The sequence below is a fragment of the Planctomycetota bacterium genome, assembly GCA_039182125.1.
GTDB lineage: Bacteria > Planctomycetota > Phycisphaerae > Tepidisphaerales > Tepidisphaeraceae > JBCDCH01.
Genome location: JBCDCH010000044.1, coordinates 1 through 16,000 on the forward strand (window position 1 = coordinate 1; position 16,000 = coordinate 16,000).

Consider the following 16,000-nt stretch of genomic DNA (forward strand, 5'->3'; position numbering starts at 1 on the left):
CCCCCTCCCACCGCCGCTCCCCAGCCGCCGCCGGCCACGCCGCCCCCCCCCATCCACAGCACCACCGGCTACACGTCCCGCTTTGCCGCCGGCGTTTTTTCGGTCGATTTCGGCCCCAAACTCGACACCGGGTTGGCCCGTCAGGCCGAGGAGACCGAGGCCGAGGTTGTTGCCGCCGGGAAGAAAAAGCGTGGCCGCAACGCCGCCGGCTTCACCGCCACCGAGCTTCGCAACTTCCGCACCCTGCTCATCCGTAAGCGTGCCGAACTACTCGGCGACGTGACGAGCATGGAGTCCGAAGCCCTGCGGACCGAGGAAACCAACCTGGCCAACCTGACCGAGCACATGGCCGACCGCGGCACCGACAACTACGAACAGGAGTTCACGCTCGACCTCGTTCAGAAAGACCGCGAACTGCTCGCCGAGATCAACCACGCGTTGGCCAAGATCGACGGTAAGGAAGACCCGCCCTACGGCATCTGCGAAGGCACAGGCCAACCGATCAAGAAAGAGCGTCTGGAAGTCCAGCCTTGGGCCCGATTCAGCGTCGACTACGCCCGCAAACTCGAACGTTCCGGACGCTGAACCAGCGCGAGTTGCCCGCGTAACCGCCTGAATTTCGACGGGCTGCCACACGAAAAATTGTTTGGATTGCGTTAATATCGCGGGCGAGATGCTCGCGATGCTGCAAGAGTTGGGACTTTCGTGGACGGCGTTGGACGAGCGCATCTCGGCGTACTTTGCCGTTTTCGGCATCGGCGGTGAAATGCTGGTCCGGCTGGTTCTGGCAGCGTTCCTCGGTGCGATCGTCGGAATCGAACGGGAGTTACGCGGTCACCAGGCGGGCATGCGAACGTTCATGCTCGTGACCGTCGGGGCAACGATCGCGATGCTGGTGAGCTGGTCCTTCGCGTATCAGCAGTGGCCGAGCGTTGGTGAGAGCAACCAAATCACCATCGACCCGGCCCGCGTGGCTTACGGGGTGATGACGGGCGTCGGCTTCCTCGGTGCCGGGAACATCCTCCAGAACCGCAGCCAGGTTCGCGGCCTCACGACGGCGGCGGGAATCTGGGCCACCGCCGCGATCGGGCTCGCCGTCGGCAACGGGCTTTACCTGCTCGCGGCCACCGCAACGGTGCTCATGCTCGTCGTCTTCTCGGGCCTGCATTTCGCGGAACGACACCTTGGTCCCGGGCAGCGCGGCGAAATGACATTCCTGGTCCCGTGGAACAACGAGGTCGACCAATCCATCCGCGACAAACTCAAGGCTTCCGGTGCACGCATCACCAGTTCGCGCATCTCCCGAAAGCCTGGCGGTAGCGAAGCCGAACTCGAGCTTCGAATCGTGTTCAAACGCCACCGCCGGATCAGTCAAATGCTGGCCGCCCTAGAGAAGCAGCCGGACATCGAGCTCATCACATGGCGACGGACGTAAACCGTTGTCCGCGAGGCGGTTTTTCAGCCATCGCGCCGCTGGAACAACGGGCTGACATCGCTATCCTCCGCCACCGTGATCGAGTTCTACCAGTCCCTCTACGAACTGCCCTTCATTGACAACGATCTTGTGGGACCCATCGCGGGCTTTGTCCTGGACAACCTGCACTGGATCATCCTGCTGTTCGTCACGCACTTCACCGTGCTCGGGATGGTGGCGTACCTGATCCTGCTGGAACGCAAGACGGCGAGTTGGGTGCAGGACCGCGTCGGACCCAACCGCGTGGGCTTCGACTTCGGGCTCGACTTCATGCCGAAGTTTCACTTCTGGGGACTCGGGCAACCGTTGGCCGACGGGCTGAAGTTCATCGTCAAAGAGGACTACGCGTCGAAGCACACCGACAAGGTGCTCTTCACCCTCGCCCCGATGGCGATGGTCATCACGGTGATCATCTCGATCGCGGTGATCCCTTGGGGCGGCACGGTTGGCGAACGGGTCGAGGCGGTGGACGTCAAGCAGGCCGTGTTCACCGCCATGAACAACGACGTACCGGTCGGGCAGGCGGTGGTAGAGACGATCACCGGCCCCGAGCGTGCCGCCTACGGCTTCCGGCGTGGCAACGACATCATCGGTGACGTCGAGGTCGCGTTCGTCCCCGCCGGCGTGACGATCACCGATGAGGCCGTCCAGGTTGTTCGCTTCGATGCCCAGGGTCGCCTCGAGCCGGGCACGGTGTTGCCGGAAACGATTGCGGTGACCGACCGCGTTGTCGCGACCTTCATCCAGGGCTGGCACTTCCAGATCGCGAACCTGAACATCGGTGTGTTGTTCGTGCTTGCCGCCCTTTCGCTCGCCGTCTACGGCATTGTCGTCGGCGGCTGGGCGTCCAACAACAAATACAGCTTCCTCGGTGGCCTGCGTGCGACAGCCAACATGATCTCCTACGAGATCCCGCTCGGACTTTCGGTGCTCATCGTCGTGATCATGTTCGCGACGCTCGATCTGGGCGTGATGGTGTCGAATCAGGCCGACTATTGGTTCGGGATCATCCCCGCGTGGAACGTCTTCGCCCACCCGTTGGCGTTCTTCATGTTCCTGATCTGTATCCACGCCGAGGCCAACCGGGCACCGTTCGACAATGCCGAGGCGGAGCAGGAACTGGTCGGCGGGTACCACACCGAGTACTCCTCGATGCGGTTCGCGATCTTCTTCCTCGCCGAATACGCGGGCATGGTCACGACGTCGGCCGTCTGCGTCGCACTGTTCTTCGGCGGCTGGCACATCCCATACCTCGACTACCTCTTCCCGTCGCTGCTCGGCGGCGCGATCGACCCGGCCGACCGGAGCATCATCTCCGCCGAGTTCTGGTACATCGCCATACTCCGCATGGGCGTGTTCATGGTGAAGACGGTGCTGATCCTCTTCATCTTCATGTGGGTCCGCTGGTCATTGCCGCGGTTCCGCTTCGACCAGATCATGCAGATCGCCTGGCGGTCGATGATCCCGATCGGTTTGCTGCTGGTCATCGGCACCACCGTGGTCGTCGTCGCCTCCGGCGGCAACACCGTCGACGGGCTCAGCGGCTGGGAAGCATTGGCGATGCTCGGCATGAACGTCGTCGTCCTCGGCCTTCTCGTCGTCGGCCGCAAGATCGTCCCGACCGCCCCGGACGTGAACAAGAAAGTCCGCGTCCCCGGCTCCCGCTTCGCCCGAACCCCGCTGCCCAAGGCCACGGCTTAATCTCGCCGGTTCCGAAAACTCCCCGCACTACCCTTCGTATCATCTCCCATGGCCAACGCTGACTACATCACGCTGACCGAGCCGAAGTTGACCACCAGCGACAACTTCTACATTCCGCAGGTGCTTGCCGGACTGGGGACCACGGCTAAGCACATGTTCGACGTCGTGGTAAAGGGGAAGGATCGCGTGATCCAGTACCCCGAGGAGCGACGCGAGGACATGCCCGTCGCCGAGGGCGGGATCAATCTCAAGACCTACCGCGGCACCCACCGGCTCAACCGCGACGAGGGCGGACGGGTGAAATGCGTCGCCTGCTTCATGTGTTCCACGGCCTGCCCGGCCCACTGCATCCACATCGAGGCCGGCGAATCCCCCTGGGAGGACCGCGAGAAGTACCCGATCAAGTTCGACATCGACGAACTCCGCTGCATCTACTGCGGCATGTGCGAGGAAGCCTGCCCCGTCGACGCCATCGAGCTGACGAGCATCTACGACCTCGTGGGGCTTACCCGCCAGGAGATGATCTTCGATAAGGAAAAGCTCCTGGAGATGTACGATCGCACGGCCGAGCAAGAGCCGATGTGACGGTTGTACGGGCTGGATAATCCAGAAAACTTGTCGAGCAAAAGGTCCGGATTTAACCGGACCTTTCGCGTTGCATGCCGGATCGTTACCGATTACGATTCTTATGCACGTGGAACGTTCGCCAACGTCTGGCGATGCACGTGTGCATCTGGAGGAAATTTCCATGGAACGATTATCTCTTCTCGCCGCTGGTGCGGCGATCGCGTTTGCTGCCAGTGGCGCTTCTGCTGCTGCGTTTTTCGAGTCATTCGAGAGTGGCACGACCGGAATCTTCGGTCCCGCTGAAGACGGCGACCCGGGCACGCCTCTACCGAGCCTGACTGTCAGCACGCTCAATGCAACCGACGGCACCAACAGCGTGCTTGCAACACAGGCTGCGGACGGGTTCAACCAGTATCTTCGCAGCCTCGACCTGTTTGAGATTGACGACGCCGGAACCACACTCAGTGATGCCTTCAAGGTCGGCGGTACGTTGACCGGTGACGTGTTCCTCGTTGCCGGAGCAGGCTCGGCGGCTCCCGAAGTGTTCATGGCCCGTCAAGGCGGCAGTGTTGGGTTCGATCTGACTGATGGTGACGGGAACTTCAACTTCGCACCTCTCACTGATGGAGCAAGTGCTTCCTTCTCGTTCGGCGTCCCCGCGCTGCCCGGTGAAACGGGTGTGATTGGCTTCTCCCTCGGTGCGCAGAACGTTGGACCCGATGCGCAGTTGTTCTTCGACAACATCGTTTTCACCCCGATTCCGGAGCCCGCTTCGGTCGGTCTGCTGGGTATGGGTCTGCTCGGCCTCGTCGCCCGTCGGCGTCGCTAAGCCGTTCACCCGACGACGTGAACTGTTACACGCCCGCCGTGCATCGCACGGCGGGCATTTTGCGTAGTAAGCGGTGAAGATTCGTATTGCAAGCGCTTTCAGATGGAGTTATATTGATGGTGAATGTAAACCCCGCGCAGCGCGTGCTGCCGGGATTTTCGACTCACCATGGCAACCACTTTGACCGGCTGCCATTCTCTACCGAGGAGGAGACACTATGTCCCGCACATTTTTGACTGCTACTTTTGCCGGCCTTGCATTAACGAGCGCTGCGTCGGCGCAAGTCCTGATTCACTCGTTCGAAGATGGCGATCTTACGACGCCGACCATGGCGGCTTTGCTTGGCGATGCCGCATCGAGCGGGTTTAGCACCACGGGTGTGACCGACGGCTCGAGCAGTATCGAAATCACGACCGCGCCTGTCGTGGTCGGCGATACTGCGACGTTCCTCATCGAGTTCGCGCTCACCGAGGAGATTATCGCGGCACTGCAAGTCGATCCCGTGATTCTCTACGACATCACGCTCGGAGCAGACCCCGACCCGACCGATGGCGTTACCGGTGGCGGAGCCTTCGAATCGACCTTCAGCACTGACGGCGGCTTCGCCACCACCGCCGGTGGTTTCTTCAACGAGTTTGTTTCCTACGGCGACTCGGAAACGGTAGTGGCCACCCTCGACCCGGGTGTCGTTGATGCCCTCGACTCGTCGCTGGCCAACGGCACGGTCGCCGTTTTCCAGCTCAACTTCAACGTTCTCGTCGAGGACACCACTGATCCGACCAATGCCACGGTCTTTTTCGACAATGTTCGCACACAGTCCTCGGTTGTCATCCCCGAGCCGGCCAGTCTTGGCCTGTTGGGCATGGCCGGCCTCGGCCTGATGCGTCGTCGTAAGTGATCAGTTCGACTTCGAATCTCCAAATGCAAAAACCGCCGGGCTCCCGTACAGGAGCCCGGCGGTTTTGTGCATTGAGGTAAAGCCGTTCAGGCGATCGTGATGTTCTCGTCAAGGTAGACGTCCTGGATCGTGTTGAGCAGCTTGACGCCCTCGTCCATCGGACGCTGGAATGCCTTGCGGCCGGAGATCAGGCCCATGCCGCCGGCACGCTTGTTGACCACGGCGGTGTAGACCGCATCACCGAAGTCGTTGGCACCGCTCGCACCGCCGGAGTTGATCAGCGGTGCCCGGCCCATGTAGCAGTTGGCCAGCTGGTAGCGGGTCAGTTCGATCGGGTGGTCGCCGGGCATGAGCTCGGAGTAGATCCGCTCGTCGAACTTGCCGTAGGACGAATCGCCCATGTTGAGCATCTTGTAGCCGCCGTTGTTCTCGGGCAGCTTTTGCTTGATGATGTCGGCTTCGATCGTGACGCCGAGGTGGTTGGCCTGGCCGGTGAGGTCGGCGCTGACGTGGTAGTCGACGCCGTCCTTCTTGAAGGCGTTGTTGCGGAGGTAGCACCAGAGCACGGTGACCATGCCGAGCTGGTGGGCACGGGCGAAGGCTTCGGAGACTTCCTGCAACTGCCTGCCGCTCTCCTCGCTGCCCCAATAGATGGTCGCACCGACGCTGGTCGCGCCCATGTCGAACGCCTGCTCGACCTGAGCGAACATGACTTCGTCGGCCTTGTTCGGATAGGTCAACAGCTCGTTGTGGTTGAGCTTGACCATGAACGGGATCTTGTGGGCCCACTTACGGCTGCACATGCCCAGCACGCCGAGCGTCGAGCAGACCGCGTTACAGCCGCCCTCGTAAGCAAGGCGGACGATGTTCTCGGGGTCGAAGTAGATCGGGTTCTTGGCAAAGCTCGCACCGGCCGAGTGCTCGATGCCTTGGTCGACCGGGAGGATCGAGACATAACCGGTGCCGGCAAGCCGGCCGTTGTTGACCATGCCCTGGAAGTTGCGGAGCACTTGCGGGTTGCGGTCGGTGTGGGCGACGACACGGTCGACGAAGTCCGGGCCGGGCAGGTGGAGGTCGGCTTTCTTGACGCCCTTCGCCTCGTAACTCAGGAGTGCGTCCGCGTCTTTGCCGAGATGTTCTTGAATGTTCGATGCCATGGTGGTTGCGTGTGTGAGGATCGGGCAACGGTACCCGTTTGCCCGCAGCGTAGGAGGTTCGGCATCGAATGAGAAGCGGCCGCGACGACGTGTCGCCGCGGCCGTTCGACCGAAACGGGCAGGCACTCAATCCTGCTTGTTCACGATCGGCCCGATGCCGGGCATGAGCCACTTTTCGCCGCTGCAGGCCTTGATGATGCCCATGATCGTCAGCACCAACCAGCCCACGGCCGCGGCAAGAAGCAGAAGGTTGGCCAACAAAGCCAGGATGCCGCTGATCAACGCCAAGATGACCGCGAAGATCACGATCACGAAAAAGACGGCAAACATGGCGATGGTCAGCCCAATGCCTTGCCTCGCGTGCCACTGGATAAACGGGTCATCCTTCTTCGCCAACAGCGGCACCAACGACAGGATGCCGAGATAGCTCAACACGCACATGACCGTGTCCTGCTGGCCTACCGGGGCCGATGCGGGCGTTGCGGCGGGGTCTGCCGGCGGGGTGGCCGGGTCCGGCGGGGGCGGGGTTGCGTCACTCATGAAGTCTCCCTGGTTCGAGTTTGCTTTTGCGAGCGGCCTTCCCGTCCGCTCGTATCGAGTTTAACCGACATGATCGGCATCTTGAAGCGCAAGACTTGCGCGTCGTCCGGTAATGCTCATCCGTCGCACCGACGCTGACCGATGTCCATGGTGGAGACCGCATTACCTATGGACTTCGGAACTCTCATTGGATATGGCGTCGCCTGGGGCTCCATGCTGTTCGGCATGTGGCACCTCACCCACTCGCTCGGGCCGTATTGGAAACCGACCGAGGTGGTTCTCGTGGGTGGCCTGGCTGTCGGCGCTGCCATTGCCTCGACCCCCCTGCACATCGTGACTGGCTCCTTCAAGTCGGCGTTGAAGATGCTCTTCAACAAGACCGCGCACATCGACCACACCATCAAGGAAATGGTCGAGTTCGCCGAGACCGCCCGCCGGGACGGCGTGCTCGCCCTCGAGCAGCAGGCCAAGGGGCATGACGATCCGTTCCTTCGCCGCGGCCTTCAACTCACCATCGACGGCACCGATCCCGAAGTCGTCAAATCGACGCTCGAACTCGAACTGGCTGCCATGGGCGAACGCCACAAACACGGCAAACACATGTGGCACACGATCGCGAAGTTCGGCCCGGGCTGTGGTTTGATCGCGTGTCTGGTCGCGCAGGTCGCGATGTTCCAGAACCTCTCCGGCGACGCGGCCGCGATCGGTGCCGCCCTCTCGGTCGCACTCACCGGCACGCTCTACGGGGCGATCATCCAGAACGTCATGGCCGGCCCGATCGCCGACAAACTCGGTGCGCTTTCCAAGGACGAACTCTTCGCCAAGGAGGTCGTCATGCAAGGCATCCTCAGCATCCAGGCCGGCAACAACCCGCGCGTGGTGGAGATGCAGTTGCTCTCGTTCGTCAGTGCGGGCAAGCAGGGAGCTTTGGCTCAGGCGGCGTAGTTTCTTGGTCGATTGGCAGGCGCTAGGCGCTAGAAGTTAGGCGCTAGGGCTTGAGTTCGAATCTTCGCGGCGGGCCCTAGCGCCTAGCCCCTAACCCCTAGCGCCTTTTCCCCTCCCCCATGTCTTGCAAAAAGTGCGACGAAGAAGAACTGTGTGAGGAATGTCCCGAGTGGATCTTCACGCTCGCGGACTTGCTGATGTGCATGATGGGCTTGTTCGTGCTCATGTGGGTGCTCAAGCCCGATGGTGCCGGCGGCGCGAGCGGTGCGGGCGCGGTCGAGGCCGAGGAAGAGCGGCAAGTCGAGGTCATCGCCTCCATCCGTGAGAAGTTCGGCTACGTGCCCGACTCCGACAGCCACGATCCCATCGACCTGTTCCTGCTCAAGAAAGAGATGGAACGCCAAGCTCGCAACGGTCCCGGCGAACGGGGCAACACCAAGCGGGCGCCCGACGGCGCGGAAGGCACCGAGCACGAGGTCACCACGATTCGCCCCGGTCAGCACTACACCAAGGGCGGCGCGGTCGGGTTCGCAGCCGGCGAGCACATCGTCTCGCTTGGTGCGATCGACCTCATCGACCAGATCGCGGAGGAGATCAAAGGGCACCGCAACATCATCATGGTTCGCGGGCATGCGGCGCTTGACGATGGCGGTGACGACGATGAGAAAATGATGCTCAGCCTCCGACGGGCCGAGCAGGTTGCCAGACTCTTGGTGGAGCGTGGCGTCTCGCGTGACGTCATCCGCGTTCAGGGCAGCGGCACCTATGAACCGATCCGCCGACAGGCCTACTTCGACGACACGCCGACGACCAACCGACGCGTCGAGATCGAAGTCACCGACCAACTCGTGCGTGACCGGCAAGCCGAGGAGTTGACCACGCCCGTCGACGGAACCCGCCCCCTACCAAACAAACCCGCGAGTATCGAAGAATAAAAAACGCCCCGACGGATTCGTCGGGGCGCTTTTTGTTGATGGGAGCGGAGGGATTCGAACCCCCGAAGGCGAAGCCATCTGATTTACAGTCAGACCCGTTTGACCACTTCGGTACACTCCCTTGCGGGAAAGGAGAATAGGCGTCGGCAATCAAGGCGGCAAGCGGTATCGTTCGCAGCCATGCCCACGGACGAACAACCCATTCTCGTGATCGCCGGCACCAACCGGCCCGATGCCAACGCGCTCAAAGTCGCCAGGCTCGTGCTTGCCAAGTACCAAAGCGCAGGCGTTCCGGCGTCGCTCTACTCGCTTAGCGAAATGCCGGCCGAGATTTTCAATCCGTCGTGCTACGCCAAGAAACCCGCCGGCTGGTCGGACACCACGGACCGAGTCGTCAATGCCGCGGGGCTGCATGTCGTCACGCCGGAATACAACGGCAGCTTTCCCGGCGTGCTGAAGTACTTCATCGACATGCTGCCTTTCCCGGAGGCGTTTGACGACAAGCCGGTGACCTTCACCGGCGAGGCGGCCGGCGACTGGGGTGCCTTCCGTTCCATCGAGCAGCTCATGGGCATCTTCGGTTACCGCAACGCCCGCATCTATGCGACACACGTCTACATCCCCGGCATCATGCAGGCGTTTGCTGAGAGCGGTGCGTTGAAGGATGAAGGCACCGACGGCCGACTCGGCAAGCAATGCTTCGGCTTTGCCAAGTTCTGCAAGGCGCTGGGCGAGTGACAAGCCAAGGGAAAGATCAGGACAGCAACTTGGCAACCCCGTCGATCAGCAGCCCCCAGCCGAGCATGAACGTGACGACGTAGACGAGCTTCATGAACAGCGCGTCGGTCATGCGTTTCTTCAACGCAAAGCCGAACAGCGCGCCGACGAGCACGAGTGGCGCCAGCGCAGCCCCGCCGATCCAGTTCACGTCCGCGAACTGTCCGGCCATGATGTATGCCGGGATCTTGGCGTTGTTGAGCATGAAGAAGTACAGCGCCGACGTGCCGACGAACGCATCGCGGGTCTTCTTCAACGGCAGCACATACATCGCGAAGATCGGCCCGGCGGCGTGGGCGAGTGTGCTGCTGATCGCGATGAACATGCCCGTCACCAATCCGCGCGCCGGCTCGGGCATGAGCTTCTCCTGCGTGCCCTTCCACTGTCGCCACCAATGCAGACTCACGAGCACGACACACTCGATGCCGATCTCGATGCGAATCAGCGCTTCGACCAATCCGGCCTGTTGCTTGATCAGGAACAGCACCGCCCCGCCGACGACCACGCCGACTGCCGTGCCCGGTAACAATCGTTTGAGCAAATCCCACGCGAAATGCTTGTGGTGCTGCGCGATCGCGATGATGTCGCCGACGATGAGCAGCGGTAGCAATAGCCCAAGCGCCGACTCCGATCCGGCCGGCGTAAACCCCAACGCGATCGCCGTCATCGGCACGACCAGCAAGCCCATTCCCGCCCCGAAGCCGGACTTGGTCACGCCGATGAGTGCGACCGCGATCGCCACGCCGGCATAACCGAGAAGGTGAACAGGCTCCATCAAGGAAGACCGTAGGCGTGTGGCACGTGCATGCGCCGGTTGAGTTGACTTCAACATCCTGCCACTTGGGTAGCCCGTGGTTTTCAGGCGGGTACGCTCATGCGAGTGAAGTCGATCGTCACCCAACTCGCACTATTCATCCGGCAGCGGCCCGGGAAGCCCAACGTCCGGACGTTGTTGCGTTTCATCGCCCTGCTCATCGGGATGATCTTCATCTTCAGCGTGCTGTTCCACTACATCATGCTCCGCGAGGGACAGGAGCACAGTTGGGTGACGGGGTTCTATTGGACGCTGACTGTGATGAGCACGTTGGGGTTCGGCGACATCACGTTCGAGTCGGACCTGGGCCGGGCGTTCTCGATGTTCGTCTTGCTCAGCGGCGTGCTGTTCATGTTGGTGCTGCTGCCGTTCACGGTGATCCAGTTTTTCTACGCCCCGTGGATCGAGGCCCGACGGCAGGCTCGCGCGCCCGACGAGTTGCCCGTCGACCTGCGCGATCATGTCATCATCACGCGACACGATCCGGTCACCGCGGCACTGATCAACCGCCTGCGGCGACAGCGGATCGACTACGTCTTGCTGGTGCCGGACCGCCAGGAAGCACTGCGGCTTCATGACGAGGGGCTGCGTGTCATGGTCGGCCAGCTCGACATGCCCGAGACCTATCGCAACGCCCGGCTCGACCAGGCCGCCCTGCTCGTGACCACCGCCGATGACGCGACCGACACCAAGGTCATCTTCGTTGCCAGGGAAGTCGCGGGTAAGACGCCGATGATCGCGACCGTCGACAACCCACGCAGCCGGTCGGTCCTGTCGCTGGCCGGGGCGCAACATGCGTTGAATCTCACCGAACTCGTCGGCGAATCGCTCGCTCACCGCACCATCGGCGGCGACGCGATGACCCACGTCATCGACCGCCTCGGCAACCTACAGATCGCCGAAGCTAATGCGCTGCGCACGCCGCTGGTTGGGAACACGATCGCCGAGAACCGCATCGCCGATCTGGGCGTGGCGGTGTTGGGCGTGTGGGAGCGTGGAGAGTTCGAAGTAGCGCAACCGGATACCGTGATCGGCAACAACGCTGTACTCGTGCTGGGCGGGACGGCCGAGCAGTTGCTCAACTACGACGAAGCGTTTGCGATCTACAACGTGAGTGGCGCGCCGGTCGTGCTCATCGGTTGCGGCCGGGTTGGTAAAGCCACCGCGCGTGCCCTGTCCAACCGCGGCATCCAGTGGTGCATGATCGACCGAGACCCGAGCCGACAGGCCGACTGGATGACCGACGAGCAGTTCCTGCACGGCGACGCGGCCGATGTCGATGTGCTCAAGAAAGCCGGCATCGAGAAAGCACCGACCGTCCTCATCACGACGCACGACGACTCGACCAACGTGTACCTGACTCTGTTGCTACGCGACCTTCGGCCGGACATACAGATCATCAGCCGGGCGACGCTGGAACAAAACGTCCGCACGCTCCACCGAGCGGGAGCAGACTTCGTGATGAGCACGGCTACGCTTGGCGCGAGCCGAATCATGAACCTGCTGCGTCACGGGAGCATCGTGCCGATCGCCGAGGGGCTCAACATCGTCCGCGTGGCCATCCCCAGTGCGTTGGCCGGCTCGAGACTCACCGAAGTCCCGGTCCGCAAAGAAACCGGCGCGACCGTCATCGCGACCGTCGTCAACGGGGACATGCGCATCAACCCCAACCCGGCCGACCCGCTACCGACCGACGGAGACCTCGTCCTCATTGGCGACGAGCAAACCGAACAACGCTTCGCGGAGTTGTACGGAGATAGCCCGGCGTAAACACACGAATGACCATGCCGTCGAGATCAACGGCGTGGTCATTCGTGTACCAGGGAAGAAAACTACGCGGTGAAGCTGCTGCCGCAGCCGCAGGTGCTGGTGGCGTTGGGGTTGTTGAACACGAACCCACGGCCCATCACCTCGTCTTTGAAGTCGATCTGCACGCCGCCGAGGTAGAGCAGCGATTTCATGTCAGCGACAACGCGGATGCCCTTTTCCTCGAAGACCTCATCGGAATCGGCGGGCTCTTCCTGGATCAGGTCGAGCATGTAGGAGAAGCCCGAGCAGCCGCCGCCCTTGACGCCGACGCGGAGGTAAACCTTGTCAGCTTCGAGTTCGCCAGCTTCGACCTGCTGGTTGACGATGTCGGTGATTTCCTTGGCCGCGCCCTCAGTGAGGGTAACGGGGTTGTCGGTGGCGGTATCGGTGGTGGCCATGTTTAGGTAACTCCTGGGTTGGCATCGCATCCGCTGCGATCTGTTCTCAACAGTATGTAGTACGAATCGCGGGGGTCAATCGTTCAGTCCGCCGCACGCACCAACTGAAAGGTCACCTCGTCGGCGAGCTTGGTGCCTGGCTGGGTGATGAGCACGTCAGCGCGGAGGGATTTGACCAGGTGGAACTCGGTGCCGCCGTTGTGGTGGTAGGAGATCTGGAGCATGCGTCGGTCGCGGTCGGCGATGGCCTGGGCGTGCTTGTCGCCGTCGGCGAGAGCGCGGAGACCGACGGTACCGTCGGAGATCGTGAACTGCCGGAAGTCGAAGCGGGTGGCGCGGAAATCCTTGGTGGACTCCATGCCGTCGACTGTGAGCAGGTCATGGTTCCACGGCCAGGTTTTCGGCACGTCCGGCTTACCGAGCTTGCCGTCGCGGTACGGCGTGGCCGGTTCCCAGGCGCGGCGGGCGGCGAGGGTGTCGTCGGGGCCGAGGCGGGTGGCGGTACCGACGGGTCGGCCGATTTCGTCGGGGCCGTAGGTGTGCCAGAAGCCGTCAGTCCGCCAGTCGATGCGGTCGAAGTCGTCCGGCACCGGCATCATCACGCCGACGTTGAACGCGTCGACCTTCTCGAAGTGCGTCCAGGTCAGGTCATAGGCAACGGTGAACTCGCCGGTGGGCGCGATGGTGTAGGTGAAGCTGCCCTTGGCCCGGCTGTACGCCCCGATGATGGTCGCGACGATGTTGTCGCCGTCCTGCTCGACGGTGACGTTGTCGGTGATCCACTCGTGGACCATGTTTTCGATCGGCCGCTTGTTCGCCGGCCAGCGTTCGAGGCCGGAGCGGCGTACGGCGAGCGTCGGTGTGCCGGTGAGGACCGGGGTGTCGTCGACGGTGGCAGTGAGCGCCCCGTCGGCGCTGAGCGTGAAGGTAAAGCCATCGCCAACGATGGTGTGTGTGCCGCCCGCAGCGTTGAGTTCGAGGCCATTCGCGTCTTGAGCAACGGGAGCTGCCGTCGGAACTCCATCCTCTGGTCGCCGCTCAAAGTAGAGTCGCTGAACAACGACATCACGTTCGTCGACGAAAGCCAAACCGGTTGATCCGTGGTGGTCGTAAACAAACTCGATAGTGTCACCCACGTTCGCTTGAGGCAACGAACCTACGGACTCAACTGGGCGATGCGGATTCTCAACAATCGGATACACACGAACGCCGTTGAGATCTTGTGAGTCGAATCGATTTTTGATGCGGATCGTGTGTCGGTACTCCTGTTGATAGTCTGTCGGACCGCTCATCACCTCCTGCTCCACCGCCTCAATCCACACCGGCGAGTACGCCTGGTACACCGCCCATGCCGACGCGTTCGGGCGACGGAAGACGTCGTAGTAGCCAAAGTCGTAGTGGCGGCCGAGGCCGCGCAGTGGCGTTGACGAAAACACGTATCCCCCCGCCACGTGCGGGTGCAGCCACGTTTGCTTCATGTGCCCGAGCATGATCCGGCTGAAGAACTCGTGGATCGCCGGGTCCCAGGCGCGTTCGGTCGTGTTGTTCCACGGGACGTGGGCCCATTCGGTGAAGATGTTCGGCTCGTCGGTCGGAAACTCCCACGCCCCGCCGACGATGCCGGCCGGATCGTCGAGCGCGAGCCGGCCGCGCAGCGGGTAGTGATCGTCGTTGACATTGGTGCCGGGGATGGAGATGCCGATGCGCATGTCCGAGCCGAAGAACACCGGGCGGTTCGGGTCGGCGTTGCGGAAGCCGAAGGCACCCATCTCGAAGTAGTCGTAGTACGGCGCTTCGTTCGCCAGGCCCCAGAGGATGTTGCTCGGATAGCTGCGATAGGTCTCGAACACCCGCCCGGCGAACTCGAGGAACGGTTCGGTCATCGCCGGGTCGTTGCCCTTCTGACCCTCGCCAAACCCGCGCCCGTAGATCATCTCGTTCATCGGCACCTCCATCGTCGTCGTCATCCCCAGTTCGTCGCAAGCGTCCATGTACGCAGAGCTTGGCGTCTGCCAGACGCGCAGGGAGTTGTGGTTGAGGGCGACGAGGTTTTCGATGTCGGCACGGTACTGCTCGGGGGTCGGGTGATGGCCGGAGCCGGGGTAGGTGGTGTGGTAGTTGGTGCCTTTGACGGTGAAAGGGATGCCGTTGATTTTGAGGACGCCGTCCTCGGCGGTGACCGTGCGGAAGCCGACGCGGCGACCGACCGTCATCAGTGGCTCATCGTCGAGCATAAGCGTAAGCGTCGCGTCGTAGAGGTTGGGTGACTCCGGGTGCCACGGCTTGATGGGCTTGTCCAACGCGAAAGTCGTTTTGCTTGAACCGGAGTTGCTCTCTCTGGCAGGTATCGCCGTCAGTGTTGAGCCTGCGTCCAATACCACGCCGGGAATATCCAGCCGAAGCTCGACACCTTCGACGGCTTGGTCAGTGTGATTCTCGACCTTGCGGATCACCTCCAACTGCCAGCGCCCGTCTTCGGTCCGTGTCGTGTCCACATGAAATCGCGACACGTGTACCGTCGGCAAACTCTGCAGCCACACCGGCCGCGCGACGTTGCCCATCTCGCGGCGGATCCAACTGCTCAGCAGCGATAGCTCGATCGTCACCACAAGCTCGTTCGTCTCGCCCGGCTTGATCGCATCGGTGACATCGAACTCCGACGGGATGTACCCGCCGTCAACCTCGCCGACCTTCTGGCCGTTGACGTAGATCTTGCTGTACCCGTCGAGCGACTCGAACTGCAGCGCGAAGTACCGCCCGTCCCACTCCGGTGACACTTCAAACGTTCGCGTGAACGCACACGGCACGTGCAGCTCTTTCACTTCCATCAACGGCAGCTCCTGCAGCCACGTCTGGCCCGGCACCTGCGCGTCCATCGTCTCGCCCAGACTCGCTGCGGTTCCGTCGAATCCCTCCGGTACGCGCGGCGTGTACTGCCACGTTCCGTTGAGCGACTGGCGATGCCCTTCTTCACCGAACACCGTCTTCACCGGCGGCGTGAGGCGCACCTCCGGCAGTTGCGTGTCTTTGTACGGCGACGACGCGTCATCGGGCCGTTTGGTCGGCGGGATGTCCGCGACGTCGGTACTGAACCCCGTGTTGTTCTGTCCCGGCTGAAACATGAAAAGTCCGGCCAACATGAGCGAAGCGATCATC

The 16,000-nt window shown here is 62.3% G+C and carries 15 protein-coding genes and 1 tRNA gene; 10 read left to right on the plus strand and 6 right to left on the minus strand.

Annotated features, from left to right (window positions below; genetic code table 11):
* The 6 genes from AAGD32_12030 to AAGD32_12055 form a co-directional block, all read left to right on the plus strand.
* Positions 1-585: TraR/DksA C4-type zinc finger protein (locus tag AAGD32_12030; GenBank protein MEM8874970.1), on the plus strand; the 585-nt coding region annotated here is incomplete at its 5' end.
* A gap of 88 nt (positions 586-673) precedes the next feature.
* A complete protein-coding gene (locus tag AAGD32_12035; GenBank protein MEM8874971.1) occupies positions 674-1,435 on the plus strand; it encodes an MgtC/SapB family protein in 762 nt (253 codons plus the stop codon).
* Between the two features lie 75 nt (positions 1,436-1,510).
* A complete protein-coding gene (locus tag AAGD32_12040) occupies positions 1,511-3,175 on the plus strand; it encodes a complex I subunit 1 family protein (protein ID MEM8874972.1) in 1,665 nt (554 codons plus the stop codon).
* Between the two features lie 48 nt (positions 3,176-3,223).
* Positions 3,224-3,760 (plus strand): NADH-quinone oxidoreductase subunit I, encoded by a 537-nt coding sequence (locus AAGD32_12045; protein MEM8874973.1) that lies wholly within the window; start codon positions 3,224-3,226, stop codon positions 3,758-3,760.
* A gap of 109 nt (positions 3,761-3,869) precedes the next feature.
* Positions 3,870-4,571, plus strand: a complete 702-nt coding sequence (locus tag AAGD32_12050; GenBank protein MEM8874974.1) for a PEP-CTERM sorting domain-containing protein — start codon at positions 3,870-3,872, stop codon at positions 4,569-4,571.
* Between the two features lie 328 nt (positions 4,572-4,899).
* A complete protein-coding gene (locus AAGD32_12055) occupies positions 4,900-5,469 on the plus strand; it encodes a PEP-CTERM sorting domain-containing protein (GenBank protein ID MEM8874975.1) in 570 nt (189 codons plus the stop codon).
* Positions 5,470-5,555: 86 nt separating this feature from the next.
* Here the strand turns inward: AAGD32_12055 and AAGD32_12060 are convergent, their stop codons facing one another.
* A complete protein-coding gene (locus AAGD32_12060; protein ID MEM8874976.1) occupies positions 5,556-6,626 on the minus strand; it encodes a class I fructose-bisphosphate aldolase in 1,071 nt (356 codons plus the stop codon).
* Between the two features lie 126 nt (positions 6,627-6,752).
* Positions 6,753-7,166: a DUF4870 domain-containing protein gene (locus AAGD32_12065; GenBank protein ID MEM8874977.1), complete on the minus strand. Its 414-nt coding sequence runs from the start codon at positions 7,164-7,166 to the stop codon at positions 6,753-6,755.
* 141 nt (positions 7,167-7,307) lie between these two features.
* On the opposite strand from AAGD32_12065, the gene AAGD32_12070 reads away from it, so the two are divergent.
* Positions 7,308-8,111 (plus strand): MotA/TolQ/ExbB proton channel family protein, encoded by an 804-nt coding sequence (locus AAGD32_12070; protein ID MEM8874978.1) that lies wholly within the window; start codon positions 7,308-7,310, stop codon positions 8,109-8,111.
* Positions 8,112-8,230: 119 nt separating this feature from the next.
* Positions 8,231-9,046, plus strand: a complete 816-nt coding sequence (locus tag AAGD32_12075; GenBank protein MEM8874979.1) for an OmpA family protein — start codon at positions 8,231-8,233, stop codon at positions 9,044-9,046.
* 39 nt (positions 9,047-9,085) lie between these two features.
* Here AAGD32_12075 and AAGD32_12080 read toward each other — a convergent pair.
* Positions 9,086-9,167 (minus strand) — tRNA-Tyr (locus tag AAGD32_12080).
* 59 nt (positions 9,168-9,226) lie between these two features.
* Here AAGD32_12080 and AAGD32_12085 point away from each other — a divergent pair.
* Positions 9,227-9,784 (plus strand): NAD(P)H-dependent oxidoreductase, encoded by a 558-nt coding sequence (locus AAGD32_12085; protein MEM8874980.1) that lies wholly within the window; start codon positions 9,227-9,229, stop codon positions 9,782-9,784.
* A gap of 16 nt (positions 9,785-9,800) precedes the next feature.
* Here AAGD32_12085 and AAGD32_12090 read toward each other — a convergent pair whose 3' ends face one another.
* Entirely contained in the window at positions 9,801-10,598 is a 798-nt protein-coding gene (locus AAGD32_12090; GenBank protein MEM8874981.1) for a sulfite exporter TauE/SafE family protein, read from the minus strand.
* Positions 10,599-10,703: 105 nt separating this feature from the next.
* Between AAGD32_12090 and AAGD32_12095 the strand changes: the two genes are divergently transcribed.
* Positions 10,704-12,407 carry an NAD-binding protein gene (locus tag AAGD32_12095; protein MEM8874982.1) on the plus strand — a complete coding sequence of 568 codons (1,704 nt, stop codon included), beginning with the start codon at positions 10,704-10,706 and terminating at the stop codon, positions 12,405-12,407.
* Positions 12,408-12,469: 62 nt separating this feature from the next.
* Here AAGD32_12095 and AAGD32_12100 read toward each other — a convergent pair whose 3' ends face one another.
* Together AAGD32_12100 and AAGD32_12105 are read right to left on the minus strand one after the other, a co-directional pair.
* A complete protein-coding gene (locus AAGD32_12100; protein ID MEM8874983.1) occupies positions 12,470-12,844 on the minus strand; it encodes an iron-sulfur cluster assembly accessory protein in 375 nt (124 codons plus the stop codon).
* An 83-nt stretch (positions 12,845-12,927) separates the two neighbouring features.
* A complete protein-coding gene (locus tag AAGD32_12105) occupies positions 12,928-15,999 on the minus strand; it encodes a glycoside hydrolase family 2 TIM barrel-domain containing protein (protein ID MEM8874984.1) in 3,072 nt (1,023 codons plus the stop codon).
* Position 16,000: the final 1 nt, after the last annotated feature.

Excerpts from the sequence above, each read along its gene's own strand:
- AAGD32_12060 (MEM8874976.1), bottom strand. The coding sequence starts at position 6,626 with ATGGCATCGAACATTCAAGAACATCTCGGCAAAGACGCGGACGCACTC.
- AAGD32_12105 (MEM8874984.1), bottom strand. The coding sequence starts at position 15,999 with ATGATCGCTTCGCTCATGTTGGCCGGACTTTTCATGTTTCAGCCGGGA.
- AAGD32_12055 (MEM8874975.1), top strand. The coding sequence starts at position 4,900 with ATGGCGGCTTTGCTTGGCGATGCCGCATCGAGCGGGTTTAGCACCACG.
- AAGD32_12100 (MEM8874983.1), bottom strand. The coding sequence starts at position 12,844 with ATGGCCACCACCGATACCGCCACCGACAACCCCGTTACCCTCACTGAG.
- AAGD32_12045 (MEM8874973.1), top strand. The coding sequence starts at position 3,224 with ATGGCCAACGCTGACTACATCACGCTGACCGAGCCGAAGTTGACCACC.
- AAGD32_12065 (MEM8874977.1), bottom strand. The coding sequence starts at position 7,166 with ATGAGTGACGCAACCCCGCCCCCGCCGGACCCGGCCACCCCGCCGGCA.
- AAGD32_12070 (MEM8874978.1), top strand. The coding sequence starts at position 7,308 with ATGTCCATGGTGGAGACCGCATTACCTATGGACTTCGGAACTCTCATT.
- AAGD32_12075 (MEM8874979.1), top strand. The coding sequence starts at position 8,231 with ATGTCTTGCAAAAAGTGCGACGAAGAAGAACTGTGTGAGGAATGTCCC.
- AAGD32_12085 (MEM8874980.1), top strand. The coding sequence starts at position 9,227 with ATGCCCACGGACGAACAACCCATTCTCGTGATCGCCGGCACCAACCGG.
- AAGD32_12035 (MEM8874971.1), top strand. The coding sequence starts at position 674 with ATGCTCGCGATGCTGCAAGAGTTGGGACTTTCGTGGACGGCGTTGGAC.
- AAGD32_12090 (MEM8874981.1), bottom strand. The coding sequence starts at position 10,598 with ATGGAGCCTGTTCACCTTCTCGGTTATGCCGGCGTGGCGATCGCGGTC.